We start from the raw sequence: 16171 nt of genomic DNA on the forward strand, positions 1-16171 counted from the left end.
TTTCAAACTATTTAAAAATAATCTCATGTTTCTTTGTCTTATAATTAAAGAAAATATTTATATTCTCTCTTTTATTTGTAAAGATATTATATTTAAACTCTTCTAATTCACTATTTTTATGTCCCTCTCTAACACTTTTAAATTCACTATCTTTTATCAATTGATTGTGTAATTCACTATTTTTATTGCTTTTTAACCATTCTGGATATGATCCTGGCTTTCCTAAAGCTAGATAATCATATTTTAAAAATTCAACAAATATATCTAAATCTTTCAAATTATTTTCCACATAAAAATCATATAAAATATTAAAAAGTGCTACCTCTTTGTGACTAATTTTTAAATACTCTTTCTTATCATAGTAATCTGCTATTTTCTCAAAAAAAGTAAAAGCACTATCAAAATTATTCTTTATAACAAAATCACAAGTGTAACTAAATTTTTCAGAGTTATAATAGTAATCTAACATCTTTTCCAGATTTTTTAGTTTTACTAATTCACCAAAACTTATAAACTTATTTGAAAAAACCTCATATGGTGGTTTAGAATAATATTTATATTGATACTTTTCAACCTCATCATACATCTGAGTTCCCTTTAACAGTTTTAAAAATCCAAGTTGAATCATCTCAGGTTTTAAATTATATACATAGTTAAAAGAATCTTTAAAAATATCGTATGTCTCATATGGCAATCCTGCTATTAGATCTAAGTGCAAGTGAATGTTTCTACTGATTCTTCTTACATTGTGAGCTAGTTTATCAAGAATATTATTTCTTTTAATAGCCACCATTGTTTCAGGATTTATACTTTGAACTCCTATTTCAAATTGAAAATATCCCTTTGGCACTTTTTCTAAAAAGTCTAAAGTTTCATCATCAAAAATATTAGCATTTATCTCAAAATGGAAAGTTATCCCCTCTCTATAATTTTCAAGAAGAAATTTCCAAATTTCCATATATCTCTCTTTTTTTAAGTTAAAAGTTCTATCTACAAATTTTAAAAGTTTAATTGGAGAGTCTAAAAATCTTTTCAGATCCTTTTTCACTCTATCTAAACTATAATATCTCACTGTTTTATCTATTGAAGACAGACAATATGAACAACTAAAAGGACACCCTCTTGAACTTTCATAATAGAAAATCTTTGTTCTATCCTCTAACTCCCAATCCTCATATGGAAATGGAACTATATCTAAATTCTCTATTATAGGTTCAATTCCATTAAAAATTATCTCTCCATTCTCTCTATAAACAACTCCAAGTGCTTTCTTATCTTTTTTAGTTAAAAAGTTTAAAATAACTTTTTCCCCTTCTCCCAATAATAGAGCATCTACCTCTGGCATATTTGCCATAAATTTTTCCCATTTATACGATACCTCAGGACCACCTAAAATAATTTCAACATTAGGTAGTACTTTTTTTAACTCTCTTACTATTTCAACAACATACTCTTTATTCCAAATATATGTTGAAAAGATAATTTTATCAGGATTTAATTCATAAATATCCTTAATAATATTAAACACTTGATTATTTATATTTGTTTCATAAATCTCTATTTTCAGATCACTATTTGCCTCTACATATTTTTTTAGATATCTAACTGCTAAATTTAGATGTACATACTGGCTATTTATTCCAGCCAAAACTATTTTACTCACTATTTGTTCTCCTTATTCTTTCTTTGAAATTCTAAATGTTCTCTATATGTTTTACTGAAAAAGTGTCCCCCATCTCCCTTAGCTACAAAGAATAGATAATCTGTTTTTGCTGGGTTATAAGCTGCTTCAACAGATACTACACTTGGATTTGATATTGGAGCTGGTGGAAGTCCCTTATATTTATATGTATTATATGGAGAATCTATCTCTAAATCCTTATAATACATTCTTTTCTTCTTATAATTATATACAAAATTAACTGTTGCATCAGAGGCTAATTTCATTCCCTTATCCATTCTATTATAAAAAACAGATGCCATTAAAGGTTTTTCCTCATCTAACTTTGCCTCTCTCTCTAATATTGATGCCATTATCAATTTTTGATAAAATTCCTCTTTATTTGGATAGTTTTCAGGTGGAAATTTTTTCAAAAACTCTCTCAATAAAGTTCTTAAAATTAATCTCTCATCATAATTTTCTGGAATATAATAAGTTTCTGGGTATAGATACCCCTCAAAATTTCCATTAGGTGTAGGATATGGAAATTCTATCTCATTAAATGTCTTATAAAACTTATCCTTGTCTATCTTACCCATCTTCTCTAAAAGCTCAGCTATCTCAGCTACACTGTATCCTTCAGGTATTGTCAATCTAAATACCTTATCCTTTCCCTCTTCAAGAACATCAATAAGCTCTTTCATATTTAAATTACCTTTTAACTCATAGTAACCAGCTTTTATTCCTTTGCCTTCATTTCTATATTTTAAATACCCTTTAAATATTATATTTTTAGAAATTGGTAAAACTGATAAAGATTTTTTTAAAGGAACATCACTTTTTATCTCTATTACTTTAGCATATTTTTCAGGCTTATTTATCTCATGATAAATATACCCTACTCCTCCACCAATAATTATCATTACTACTATAAGTAAATATATTAATTTTTTCATAACTTTCTCCTCTAGAACTTTCTTTATATTATAGCATAATCTTACTCTCTAGCAAGAAAAAAGAAATACCTTAAAAATTATATTCCTTATATCAAATTTTTTCAAGTTTTTAATAAATTTTTAGACAAACAAAAAAGCTGCAGATTAACTGCAGCTTTAATATTATTCTAAGCTATTATTTTGATGCTGGTTCTATATGACCATAATCTCCATCTTTTCTCTTATAAACTATATTCATTTCACCAGTTTCACAGTTAGTAAATGGATAGAATGTTCTATTTAACATTTCAAGTTGAAGAATAGCTTCTTCTATATCCATAGGTTTTGCTGGTAATAAAACCTTAACTATGTTAACTGCTGCTTCTTTTTCAACTGTGTTAGTTTCAGGATTATATTTTATTTTTCTAACTCCAGTTGCTTGTCCATAGTTTGCGTTTCTTTTTTCTTTATGTTTCTTTAATTGTCCCTCTATAATATCAGAAACTTGATCTATAGCTGCGTATAAATCTACATCTGAGCAAGTTGCTTTTAGTGTACTTCCACTTAGATATGCTAATACTTCAGCTGTATGATTGCTTCCTGTTTTTGTTTTAACTGCTGATAAGCTAACATCTAATTCTATAATACTGTCGTGATACTTTTCAACCCTCCCTAGTTTGCTTTCTGCATACTTTCTAATTGCATCAGTTACAACTAATTGTTTTCCATGGATAGACATTTTCATAATACCACTTCCTTTTTGTTCTGCAAGTTCCATTTGCTTTGTACTATATTATACAAGAAACTTATCAAATTTCCTTTTTTATTTTTAAAAAAATTTTTTTATTCTTCAGTTTCTAGAACACCTTTTTTCAAATATAGTTTTTTATTTGATATTTGAGCTAGATCTTTAGAGTGAGTTACAACAATTATTGTTTGCTTTCTATTTTTATTTATTTCTTTTAAAATATTAAAGATTGTTTCACTTGTTTCTTCATCTAAGTTTCCAGTAGGTTCATCAGCTAATAAAATTTTAGGTGAGTTTATCAAAGCTCTAGCTATGGCTACCCTTTGTTTTTCTCCTCCTGATAATTGTGATGGTTTATGGTGTACTCTTTCTTCTAGTCCCACAGATTTTAAAAGTTCCATGGCTCTTTTTTCTATCTCTGATTTATTAGAAAAATCATCTATAAGAGCTGGTAACATAACATTTTCTAAAGCTGTAAACTCTGGAAGAAGATAATGAAATTGAAATACAAATCCTAACATTCTATTTTTCAATCTATCTTTCTCTACATCTGAAAGAACATCTACTTCCTTTCCATCTATAAATATTTTTCCACCATCTATCTTATCTAAAAGACCAATTACATTTAAAAGAGTAGATTTTCCAGAACCTGATCTACCTAAAATAGAGATAAACTCTCCCTCTTCTACTGATAGATTTAGATTTCTAATTATATGTAGCTTGTCTACACTTCCACTATAATATTTTTCAATATTCTCCAATCTTAATATCTCATTACTCATGTCTTAATGCCTCCACTGTCTCTAATTTTGCTGCTCTATATGCTGGGAATACACTTGATACAAATATAATTCCAAGATTTGCTCCTATTATTATCAATATCTCTTTAAATGAAATTTCTACTGGTATCTTTGTCAAATAATAGATTGATGTTACAAATGCAAGAGTATAATTTTTTATATACCATAACATTCCTAATGCTATCAGAGTTCCAATAACTATTCCTGCTACTCCTAAAATCATACCCTGTATCAAAAATATCTTCATGATACTCTTTCTAGAAAATCCCATTGATCTCATTATACCAATATCTTTTATCTTCTCTCTAACTAACATATTCAAAGTTACCCATACAACAAACCCTGCTATAATAACAATAAGAGAAAAAACCATAATCATAACTGTTTTTTCAAGAGAAAGAGCTGACAGAAGATTTCTATTTAGCTCTCCCCATGTTCTTGAAAAAGCCCCTAACTTAGTCATTATCTCATTTGCTACCTCTGGTGCTTTATATGGATCATTTAAAACTACATCAATTTTATTAACTGTATCTCCACTATACATCATATATTGAGCTGCTTTTAAAGGCATTATAATCATATTAATGTCATAGTCATAATATCCACTTTGAAATATTCCATCTATTTTAAATTTTATCTCTCTATTTTCAGATGAAATAATTGTTACTTCATCTCCTATACTAGCTCCTATATTTTTAGCTAACTCTTTTCCTATCAATAAACCATTTATTTTATTAGGGTTTATACTTCCCTCATATAATTTTTTATCAAGATCCATAGCTTTTCTAGCACTTTCCAGATCAAATCCCTCTATTCTAACTCCAGCTATATATCCCCCATAGACACCATTATATTTAAAAATACCCTGTGTCTCTATACTTGGTACTGCTCCTTTAACATTATTCAACTTTTCTATCTCACTTTTTAACTCTTTGTAATCTGACATATTCTCTCCATTTGAAACTAACACATGACTAGTCATTGAAAGAATACTATCAATCATATTTTTATCAAGTCCATTAGCTATACCTATTGATACAACTAAAACTATAATTCCTATTGCTATTCCTAACATTGAAATTAAACTTTGTCTCTTTCTTTCAAAAATATGTTTTTTTGCTATAAAAAATTCTACCATTTTCTGTCCTCTCTATCGTGTTTTTTCTATTTCAAAGTCAACTTTTTCAATCTCTCCATCAGAAGAAACTATAGTTACCTGATATTTTCCAGCTTTAAGATTCAGTTTTCTCTCGCTTTCTCTTCCTTCTCCTATATACTCTCCATTTATATACCAATAAATATTTTGTTTCTTCAAGTTAGCTATCTTTATAATTATATCCTTTTCTCCATCAAAATCTTTAGGAAGTATAATTTTTAGATTTTTTACTGGATATATAAATTTTACACTTTTTTTCTTTATCCTGTTGCTATATAAAGTTGAAATATCTCTATTTTCTTTGATTAAATAATTAATAACCTCTATTGGATAATTTAAAACTATCTCCTCTCTACTATTTACAAATTCACTATCCCTTGAGTCTACCTCTTTTCCATCCTCAGTTACAAAAATCTTTTTGTAATATGGAGATGTTTTCAGAGGCTTTACATCACTTGGATAATAAATCTCTTTAAAAGGTATATCATATTTTAATCTATATCCAGTTTCTTTGTCCACCTTTATTTTTAACATATGATCTTCAGGAAGAGTAAACTCCTTCTCCTTACAAGATAAAATATTAAATATATTAAAAAGTAACTTACCAGAAGTTTTAACTCCAGTTAAATTTATATTTCCCTTTCCTGTAAAATCTCCCGTCCATACTACCACTGTCCACTCTGGTGTCACTCCTGCTGCCCAACCATCTTTTCTTCCATAGCTCGTTCCTGTTTTCCAAGAGATTGGATTTTTTTCTATATACATTCTCTCTAATCCTGGACGTTGTAGCTCTTTTATAGTGTCTAATGTTAAATATGCACTTCCTTTTGACAGAAGTTGTTCTTCCTCTACTAAAGCTTGTGTTTTAATATATTTAAGATCTTTAAAATTCCCATAGTTTGCTAAACCTGTATAAAGTTTAGCTATATCTTCAACTTTTAACTCCTTAGTTCCTAAAATAAGAGAAAGCCCATATCTCGATACATCACTATCTTTAAATCCCAATACCTGCTTTAAAAAATAGAAAAATCTCTCCTCTCCATACTCTCTCAACAAGTTTACAAAGGGGATATTTAAAGATTTTATCAGTGCCTCTCTAATCTCTATCATTCCATAATATTTTTTATTAGCATTTTGAGGGGTGAAGTTTGAAAAATATAGAGGTACATCTGGGACTTTTGATTGTGGCGCAACTAATCCATCATCTATGGCTAGAGCAAAAAGAAAAGGCTTTAACACCGAACCTGGAGATCTTAAAGCTGTTATCCCATCAACTTGTCCATTGCTCTTTTCATCAAAAAATTCCTGTGAACCTATATAGGCCTTTACCTCATAGTTTCTGTTGTTAACTACCATTACAGCTATATTGGGAATCCCTTCACTTCTCAAATACTCACTATAATCTTTTACAACTTTTTCTATCTTACTTTGTAACTCTCTATCAATAGTTGTTTTTATTATCTTATCACTATTTTCATTTATTACTCTTCTTGTAAAGTGTGGAGCTATACTTTTAAAATAATATCTCTGCTTTGGTATAGGCTCTTTTATAGAAAGAGTGTGTTGTGACTCACTTATAACTTTTCTATCCTTTAACTTTTTTAAAAGTAAATTTCTTTTTTTTATTAATCTATCTCTGTTTTTCTCTACATGAATAAGCCCAGGAGAGTTAGGCAACACTGCTAAAAGTGCTGCCTCTCCCCAAGTAAGCTCATTTGGCTCTTTTTGAAAATATAAAAGCGATGCTGTCTTATATCCTACAATATTTCCACCATATGGAGCATTATTTAGATATATTCTCAATATCTCATCTTTATCAAAATTTCTATCTAATTTTAGAGCTTGTACTATCTCAATATACTTATTAAAATAACTTCTCTTTTTAGGATTCAATATCTTTACTACTTGCATATCTATGGTACTTGCCCCTGTTCTCTGCCTACTAAAAATATTATCTTTTACAGCTCTTATTATAGCTTTAAAATCAACTCCATTATGAGAGTAAAACTTTCTATCTTCAAAATTTAAAACTGCCTCTTTCAGCTTTTCAGGAATCTTCTCTTCACTTTTTAGATGCCATTGTTCATCTTTATTTAGATATACACCTAAAATTTTATCTTTCTCGTCAAGCACCATTTGACTATATCTACTTTCAAAACTCTCTTCCATCTTTTCTATATTAAAAGTCAGATATATTTTTAGTGTTACCCCTAATATAAAAATCAAAAATATTAGTGGTATATAATAAAGCTTTTTCATTATTTAACCTCAACTTCAGTTCCTTTTAAATAAGCTTCATAATTTTTATCATACATAGCCTCTGCCATTGTTCCTGGTAATCTATATCTTCCCTTTGTTACACTGTTAATTTTAACAAAGAAACTATTTCTTCCTGAATCATAATTATCAAAAGAGAAGAACCACATTATTCTATCATCTCTAATATCTTCATAATCAACATATGTATCCTCTGTTTTTTCCTCTACCCACTTAGGATAATCTTGATTTAAAGCTCTTAGATTTTCTATCTCCCAACCAGTTGGCAACACTTGAGTTAAAGCTACATTATTTATAGAGAAATATCTCTCTACATCATCACTAGGTAAAACTCTTACTTCTAACCAAAATGATTTTCCACTCTCTAAAGATTTTACAAACTCTTCTGATTGCTCTTTTCCATTTAAATCGTAGTAGTGTCTTTCTAGTTTAATATTTTTAGAGATATTTTCTCCCTCATAGTTAATAGGAACACCTTCCCAATAATAATTAACATATATCTCTTTTCCATCATTAGCTCTTACTTTTATATTTTTAATATCTTCTGAAAGATTTTCAATATAATCTTCATCACTTGAGATAAATTTTCTAGTTTTTCTATTGATTTCAAGAATAGCTTTTAACTTCTCTTTCTCTTTATTTTCTTTTATCTCTGCCATAGTTAAAAGAGAGTAAGCACTACTTTGAGTAGATAGCCACTCTTGAGATTGAAGAACTTTTACTATCTCATTATAAAGATTTTTCTCTATTTTCTCATAGATAGTATAGTAAGCACTTAATACTATTGCCTTGTCTTTAAGCCTTGAACCATAGCTACTTGAATAATATTCATAACTAGCTTTAGGAATCTCTATTGAAAGCTTATCCCCTATCTCTCTAGCCATCTTCTCATCACCAGAAAGTTTATATGTAGCTGCTAAATACCATTGACTTGGAACTAACATCTTATCTAAGTAATTTTCATACATCAAGTTCATCTCACTGATATCTGGCTCTCCTGCCAATGCCAATAGATAAAGAGTATAAGCTTTTAGATCTATATCTCCACTATAATTTTTAGCCTGTTGTTTACTAAATCTCAACCATTTCTCATACATATCATTAGGTATGTAATAACCTCTATCTTTAGCATTTATTAAAAAATGTCCAACATAGTTAGTTGCCCATAAATTACTATCTGAACCTCCTATCCAATATGAGAAAGACCCATCATTTAATTGAAATCTTGAAAGTCTAGCAATTCCACTATTAATATTTTTAGTTATCTCTTTCATATTAAAGTTCTTTTCATATGATAGTTTTGATATAAATAGTTGTGGGAAAACACTTGAAGTAGTTTGCTCTACACAACCATAAGGGTATCTAATTAACCATTGTAATCTCTCATCTATTGCTAAAATAGGTGAAGATGAAATAGTCACCCTACTATTTACACTGCCACTTACAAACTCTTTTGGTGCATTGAAATTCTGTTCATTGTCTACACTTTTTACTTCATTAATATAAATATATGGAGAATTTGAATTTATATCTATCTCTGTTATCTCTTCATAATCATATTTTGAAGAATCCACAGATATTTTTATCTTCTCCACTCCTATTTTATTTGGAACTTTTATTTTAAAGAATAGAGTTTTCTTCTCTTTATTCTTTAACTCAACTTCTTCTTTTTGAATTTCACCATTGAACTCTAAACTTACTTTTATATCTCCTATTCCATCTTCTAAAGCAAAAATTTCCACTGGAATAGTCAATTCATCTCCAACTTTTAAACTTCTTGGAATTGAACTATTTAACACAACAGGAGCTTTTACTAAAATCTCTTTTTCAGCACTTCCATATTTTTCAAAATCAGCACCTACTACCATTACTTTAACAGCTCCCATATAGTTTGGCATTAAGAACTCAACTTCACCTTCTCCATTTTCATCTGTGGAAAGTACACCTTTAAACATAACAACAGGCTTAAATCTCTCTGCATCCTCTATTCCTAATTGTTTACTTCTACTTTTATTAGCCATTAAAGATTCAGCTAAGAAATCTCCACCTCCTGCTTTTAAAACTTGATGTACCTCTCCAAAAGTTTTTCCTATAATCTCATTATAGTTGTCAAAAGCTGAGATTTGCAGTGCCTCTTTTTGATAGAAGTATTTCCAAGGATTTGGTGTTTTAAATCCTGTAATATCTAAAAGTCCCTCATCTACAACAGCAACTGTATAATCTATTTTACTATTAGCTCTATTTTTTACCTTAACTTTAAAAGTTTCATTTGGTTTTATCTCATCTGGAGCTGAGATATCTAAATTTAACTTAGTAGAATCATCTTTTACCATTAATGGTACTGCTCCATATAATCTCAATGGTCTATCATTTGTATAGTTTTCATAATCTTGGAATAGTGCAACTGTTACATAGGCATTTGGGAACATTTCCTCGCTAATTTCTACCTCTTCAACATTCTCTATTCCCTCTACATCTTTCCAATATCTTTTCAAAATTTGTCCAGATTTTTCAACAGTTACTAAAGCTCTTGCTCCCTTTTCTCCCTCGTAGTATATTTTAGCTTTATCTCCAATATTGTATTGCTCTTTATCTGTTTTTATTTTTAAGGTATCTATTTTTTTACTAATACTAGAATCTATCCAAGTACTTGCATATAAATTTACCCCTGTCTTTTGTCCTGTTGCAAGATCTTCAACCTCAACTAAAATTTCCCCTGTTCCATTAATTTCACAATCTATTAAATATGGTTTGTCTGAAGATACAAACTCTTTTTCAGAGATTAAAGTTGTATTACTATCTGTTTTTATTGATTTTAGGAAACTTCCATAGTCACTATAATCCCACCACCAAGAGTACTCATTTCTATATATTCTATATTTTAATTTTCTTCCTGCTACCAATTCCTTTCCATCATTAGTTACAGATATTACTTTAATATTAAGTTTATCTCCACTTTTAATATAATCTCTTCCACTATTTTCAATTCCTACATATGTATCAAATTTTTTCAATAAAATTTCCTCTATATTAGTTACTGGTCTACCACCAGTTTCTAAAACTCTTGTAACTATTCTTCCAGTTAAATTGATATTTGAAGGAGATATTTTTTCTACATTATATGTAATTTCTCCTCTTCCATCTTTGTTTAAAACTCCATTTTTTTGATCATTATAATAAAAACTATAAGTTGTAGGATCTTTAAAGATATAGTTTTTATACTTCTCAAAAGAGATCTCTTCCTCTCTTACTTCCAATTCACTTGTATATTTCAGATCACTTCCTGGAGCTCCAAAAAGATAATCTGATTTTACACTATATTTCAACTCTTTCTCTTGAGATAGATCTACCTCTTTAGGAACTTCAGTTTCCACTTTTATTTTATAAGGAACTATTGTTTCAACAGGTATATCCTTTTGAAACTTATCTCCACCTAATTCAACCTCTACCTTCCATAAACCAGTTTCTGAATCTTGATTAGTTTCAATCTCAAAAGTGTAGAATCCATTTTTACTATCTTTTATAACTCTATTCTCAATAAATTTTTCTCCTCTAGGTGTATAAACATTTACCTTTATAGGTTGCCCCTCTGGGAAAATACTTTTATTACTTCTAGCTATAACAGAGAAATAAATTTTATCTCCAGGTCTATAAATTCCTCTATCTGTATATAAGAACCCTTTTACACCTTTGCTACTATAAATTCCATCAACTGCAAATCCCTCATATGAAAGTTGAGAGTCATCAAATTTTAAAATTGATTTCTCCTCTCCTTTTTCACTAAGTAGATAAAAAATCTTATCGCTGTTATTAAAAATAACCTCTCCATTTTCATCAGTTACTTTCTCTTCTAAAAGTTGATTATTCGTTGTTATAGCCTTAACTTTAGCCCCTTTTACTAAAGAGTTATCTGTTATATTAAGAACATTTACTACAATGTTATCTTTTGTCTTTTGTGCTACCATTGCATTATCTGACAACATAACAACTTTTCCAATCTTTCCATTGTTCTCAAAGAAACTATATTTTTTCCAATTTTCTACATCATCTGGAAACTTATAATCTATCCCTTTCTCATCAAAAGATAGTTCAACTATATAAAATCCCTTTTTATCAGCTAAATTTCCTAAATCTATCTCTGTTTGAATCCACTTGTTTTTTATACTATCAAGAGTGTAAGTTTTTTCTAAAATAGTATCTCCTATCTTGTAAAACTCCCCTTGTAAAGCATAGTTAAAAACATTTCCATTTCCTTTAAAATTAAACTCTTGTAAAAATTGTGTAGTGTTATTTTCATAGATTTTCTTCAAAGTGACATTGAGCTTTTTTACATTAAGAGATCTAAAACTTATTCTCTTTTCATTTACCCCAGGCAAAATTATTCCCTCATTTGAGAAAGATATTTTAGGCTCTAAATCTTTAAATGATACAGTGGTCTTATAATTTTCCTTCAGTTCTAAACCATCTTTAGATTTTAAGCCCTCTCTTATCTCAACTTCATAAGTGTCACCTAAATTAAAATCCCCAGTAATTACCACCTTATTTTTAATTTTAACCAAAGTATACGGAATATCACTATTTACTTTTACATAGGCATCAATATCACTATTGAGATCTAAATCTTCAGAGAATCTTATCTCTATACTTTTCTTTCCAGATGAAACTGTTGAAACTTCCACTATATTTAAATATTTTTCCTCTTGTTTTATCTCTTCCTTTTCTTTTTCTAATTCAATATTTGAACTTACCTCTTTATTCTCTTGAACTTTCTCCTGTTCTGCTTCTTTTCCACACCCTAATATAGTAACCAACATCAAAAATGCCAATAACTTTTTCATTTTCCCTCCTTATGTTGCTCCTATCACTTTAAAAATATAGTTTTCAATAGAATATCTCTTAATTTATCATTGCTAATTCTTAGATTAAGTTTTTCTTTTAAATTTTCTATTCTCTGCTCCTCTAAGTATCTCTCTTCATTCAAATTATCCCTATGTATAATCTCCATCTCTTCATCAGAAAACTTATTTATAACCTTTAGGAACTCCTCACCATAATTTTTAAACTTCTGATTTCCTATGCCCCTTATTTTTAACATATCCCATCTATTTTTAGGTTTCTTCTCTGCTAACTCCATAAGTGTCAAATCTGAAAATACAATGTAAGGAGCTACATTTTCCCTCTCAGCAATCTCACTTCTCAACTGATTTAAGTTTTCAAATAGTGGATCTTCATAATAATCAAAGGTTACTTTCTCATCTATTCTTCTAAAAACAGTTATCTCATTTTTTAAGACTTTTCTAGCTCTCTCATTCAATTTTAAAACTGGAAAACTTCCTGCACTTTGCTCTAAATATCCATCTGATATTAAGAAATTTATAAACTCCTCTATCCACTTTATCTCTCTATCCTTTAATATTCCAAAGGTAGAAAGTTTATTATACTCTTTTCTATCCATTTTACTGTCTGAACGTCCAACTAATATATTAGTCAAAGTTGATATTCCAATACTTTCTTTAGCTCTACCTATACAAGATAGAACTTTTTGAGCATCAATTGTTAAATCTTCTACATTTTTAAAAGATTTGCAGTTACTACAATTTCCACAATAATTTTTTATTCTCTTATCTCCAAAATATTTTAAAATATATTCACGATAACAACTTTCTAAATAGGCATACTCCACCATTACATCTAATTTAGCTCTCTTCTCTTTTTTTAAGCTATCCTCTGTCTCTTCATTGGAGTCAATTAGATACTCTTGTACCCCTATATCCTCTTCAAAAAACATCAAGATAGCCTCTGCTGGAGCTCCATCTCTTCCTGCACGTCCTGCCTCTTGGTAGTAACTTTCCATATCCTTAGGAATATTTCTATGTATTACAAACCTTACATTTGATTTATCTATTCCCATTCCAAAAGCATTTGTTGCTACCATTATCTTTATCTCATCTTTAATAAATTTCTCTTGATACTCTTTCCTCTCTTTTTCATTAAGTCCAGCATGATATTTTCCTACATTGTATCCCCTAATATCCTTTAAATATGAGTAAAGATTATCTACCTCTTTTCTTGTTGAGGCATATATTATTCCAGATTTCTTAGGATTTTTCTTCAGATAATCTACAATCCAAGCCTCTGGTACAATATTTCTCACTACCTTAAAAAATATATTCTCTCTATCAAAACCAGCTACATATGAGAAAGGTTCTCTCATCTGAAGTTTATCCTCTATATCTTCCCTTACCTGTGGAGTTGCTGTGGCTGTAAGAGCAAGAATCTGTGGTCTCTTTCCTACCTTCTTTAAAAAGTTTGGTATCTCTAGATAACTTTTTCTAAAATCGTGTCCCCATTGAGATATACAATGTGCCTCATCTACTGCTACCATTGAGATGTCTAACTTCCCAATAAAAGATGAAAACTTCTCATTTTCAAATCTTTCTGGAGCTATATATATTATCTTTACACTGCCACTTTTTATCTTATGAATTGCCTCTATATACTCCTCTTTAGATAGTGTTGAATTAATATATACACTTTTTATTCCTAACAATTTTAAACTATCCACTTGATCTTTCATAAGAGAGATCAAAGGGGAGATTACAAGGGTTATTCCCCTAAATAACAGTGCTGGAATTTGATAACAGATAGATTTTCCTCCTCCTGTACTCATCACCCCTAATGTATCTCTACGTGACAACACTGAGGAGATTATAACCTTCTGCCCCTCTCTAAAATCATCATATCCATATATCTCTTTTAATAATCTTCTAGCTTCTATTTTCATGAACTCACCAATCAAATTTTTTGTTATCTATATTATACCATAACCCTAGAAAATATCTTATGAAATACAATTATTTTATTATTCTTTCATATCAATGGCTATTTTAATAACTCCATCTCTCTTATTTTCAAAAATTTCATACGCTTCCATTATATCTTTAAATTTCATTCTATGAGTAATCAATGGTGTTGCATCTATCTTCTTTTCCTCAATATATTTCATTATCTTATCACAATCACAACCATCTACCCCACCAAATTTAATTGTTAAATTCTTTCCATATATATTTGGCAAAGGCAATACTTGATCTTTTTCATACATAGCCACCAATACAACTGCTTTCATTTTATCCTTCCTTTCTATTTTTTATCTTTTCTTTCATTAATATATATACTCTATAATCTATATTTTAGCAAGGTTATTAATTTATTTTAAATCTTTTGAATAAAAGAATAAAAACATGATATAATATATATTATTTTATTTTCAGGAGGCTTTAAAAATGAGTAACACCATTACATATAAAGAGGTTTTAGAATTAGATAATTATATACTTATTGATGTTAGAACACCTAAGGAATTTGCTAGAGAACCGATTATAGGAGCAATAAATATTCCTGTTCTATTAGATGATGAAAGGGTAACAGTTGGAACTACATATGTTCAACAATCTAAAGAGTTGGCTAAAGAGATTGGGATAAACTGTATATCAAAAAGACTTCCTGAAATTTTTAAACAGGTACAGGAGCTTTCAAAAAAATATAGAAGACTTATTTTCTACTGTGCTAGAGGTGGAATGAGAAGTGGTTCTATGTCTGCTCTTTTTGGCTCTCTTGGTTATAGAGTTTCAAAACTTGAAGGTGGATATAAAGCATATAGAGACTACATAGCTAAAAACACTCCATTAGCTAATGAAGGATTTAAATATATTGTTTTACATGGTAGAACAGGTATTGGAAAAACAAAAATTCTTAATAAATTAGAAGAGTTAGGTTATCCTGTTATGGACTTAGAAAAAATGGCTGATCATAAGGGATCTTTCTTTGGTAATCTATGTGAAAAAAGGCAACAAAGTCAAAAAAGATTTGAAAGTGAAATTTTCCATTTCCTTTTAAATAATAAAAAAGGGTATATTCTTGCTGAAAGTGAAAGTAAAAGAATAGGAGATGCTTATATTCCTGAATCTGTTTATGATTCTCTTGTTTCTGGATATCACTTAATGGCTGATACAACTCTTGAACATAGAATTGAAGTACTTATGGAGGATTATGCCAATGCCTCAAAAGAGGAGTTAAAAACTTCCCTTACTAAAGTTGGACGTTATGTTTCTAAGAAAAATCTTGCTAAATATATGGAGCTTCTTGAAAATGATAAATTGGTTGAACTTGCTACTGATTTAGTGAAGGAATACTATGATCCACTTTACCAAAAGAGTATTGATAAATATATGTTTAATGAGCATATTTTCTACTCAACTACTGATGAGGGGGTAGAAAAGGTTATTGAGTTTTTAAAAGCTCATGGGTTTGAGAAGTAGAAAATGGGGTGTTTCAGTGCACCCCATTTTTAATTTACTTTTCTTTATAGTAACTCTCTATACTTAATATTTTTTCTTTTTAATCTATTTTTCACTGCAAGTTTTGATACTTTTCTAGTTACAATCCAATCTTGAAAAATAAGTTTTTTATCTTTAGATAGTGCATAATCTATGGAATCTAAAAAAATTTCTAATTTTTCTTCTGCTTCCTCAATAGATTTTAATTTTTTCCTAATTTTATATAGCAATAGAAATTCTTTTTTTGTCATAATTT

Annotated in this window: 11 protein-coding genes; 1 reads left to right on the forward strand and 10 read right to left on the reverse strand. The window is 29.1% G+C overall.

Features of this window, described 5'->3' with window-relative positions; genetic code table 11:
• Positions 1 to 7 precede the first annotated feature (7 nt).
• From I6E31_01380 to I6E31_01420, 9 genes are all read right to left on the reverse strand, one after another.
• Complete coding sequence (locus tag I6E31_01380; GenBank protein MCF2638616.1) at positions 8 to 1663, reverse strand: B12-binding domain-containing radical SAM protein; 1656 nt, start codon at positions 1661 to 1663, stop codon at positions 8 to 10.
• The gene (gene mltG / locus I6E31_01385; protein MCF2638617.1) at positions 1663 to 2616 is read right to left on the reverse strand and encodes an endolytic transglycosylase MltG; all 954 of its coding nucleotides are present in this window, start codon (positions 2614 to 2616) and stop codon (positions 1663 to 1665) included. The genes I6E31_01380 and mltG overlap by 1 nt, the downstream gene beginning before the upstream one ends.
• 175 nt (positions 2617 to 2791) lie before the next feature.
• Positions 2792 to 3340 (reverse strand): ribosome-associated translation inhibitor RaiA, encoded by a 549-nt coding sequence (gene raiA / locus I6E31_01390; GenBank protein ID MCF2638618.1) that lies wholly within the window; start codon positions 3338 to 3340, stop codon positions 2792 to 2794.
• 98 nt (positions 3341 to 3438) lie between these two features.
• Entirely contained in the window at positions 3439 to 4125 is a 687-nt protein-coding gene (locus I6E31_01395) for an ABC transporter ATP-binding protein (GenBank protein ID MCF2638619.1), read from the reverse strand.
• Positions 4118 to 5281: an ABC transporter permease gene (locus I6E31_01400; GenBank protein ID MCF2638620.1), complete on the reverse strand. Its 1164-nt coding sequence runs from the start codon at positions 5279 to 5281 to the stop codon at positions 4118 to 4120. The genes I6E31_01395 and I6E31_01400 overlap by 8 nt, the downstream gene beginning before the upstream one ends.
• A 12-nt stretch (positions 5282 to 5293) precedes the next feature.
• Positions 5294 to 7558 carry a penicillin-binding protein 1C gene (pbpC, locus tag I6E31_01405; protein MCF2638621.1) on the reverse strand — a complete coding sequence of 755 codons (2265 nt, stop codon included), beginning with the start codon at positions 7556 to 7558 and terminating at the stop codon, positions 5294 to 5296.
• A complete protein-coding gene (locus I6E31_01410; GenBank protein MCF2638622.1) occupies positions 7558 to 12414 on the reverse strand; it encodes an alpha-2-macroglobulin family protein in 4857 nt (1618 codons plus the stop codon). Before I6E31_01410 ends, pbpC begins: the two co-directional genes overlap by 1 nt.
• 23 nt (positions 12415 to 12437) lie before the next feature.
• Complete coding sequence (recQ, locus tag I6E31_01415; protein ID MCF2638623.1) at positions 12438 to 14360, reverse strand: DNA helicase RecQ; 1923 nt, start codon at positions 14358 to 14360, stop codon at positions 12438 to 12440.
• A 78-nt stretch (positions 14361 to 14438) separates the two neighbouring features.
• Positions 14439 to 14705 carry a hypothetical protein gene (locus tag I6E31_01420; protein ID MCF2638624.1) on the reverse strand — a complete coding sequence of 89 codons (267 nt, stop codon included), beginning with the start codon at positions 14703 to 14705 and terminating at the stop codon, positions 14439 to 14441.
• A 157-nt stretch (positions 14706 to 14862) separates the two neighbouring features.
• Here I6E31_01420 and mnmH point away from each other — a divergent pair, with 157 nt between their 5' ends.
• A complete protein-coding gene (gene mnmH / locus I6E31_01425) occupies positions 14863 to 15897 on the forward strand; it encodes a tRNA 2-selenouridine(34) synthase MnmH (protein MCF2638625.1) in 1035 nt (344 codons plus the stop codon).
• Positions 15898 to 15941: 44 nt separating this feature from the next.
• On the opposite strand, the gene I6E31_01430 is transcribed toward mnmH, so the two are convergent.
• The gene (locus I6E31_01430; protein ID MCF2638626.1) at positions 15942 to 16166 is read right to left on the reverse strand and encodes a hypothetical protein; all 225 of its coding nucleotides are present in this window, start codon (positions 16164 to 16166) and stop codon (positions 15942 to 15944) included.
• Positions 16167 to 16171: the final 5 nt, after the last annotated feature.

It is taken from the genome of Fusobacterium varium, from assembly GCA_021531615.1.
GTDB lineage: Bacteria > Fusobacteriota > Fusobacteriia > Fusobacteriales > Fusobacteriaceae > Fusobacterium_A > Fusobacterium_A varium_C.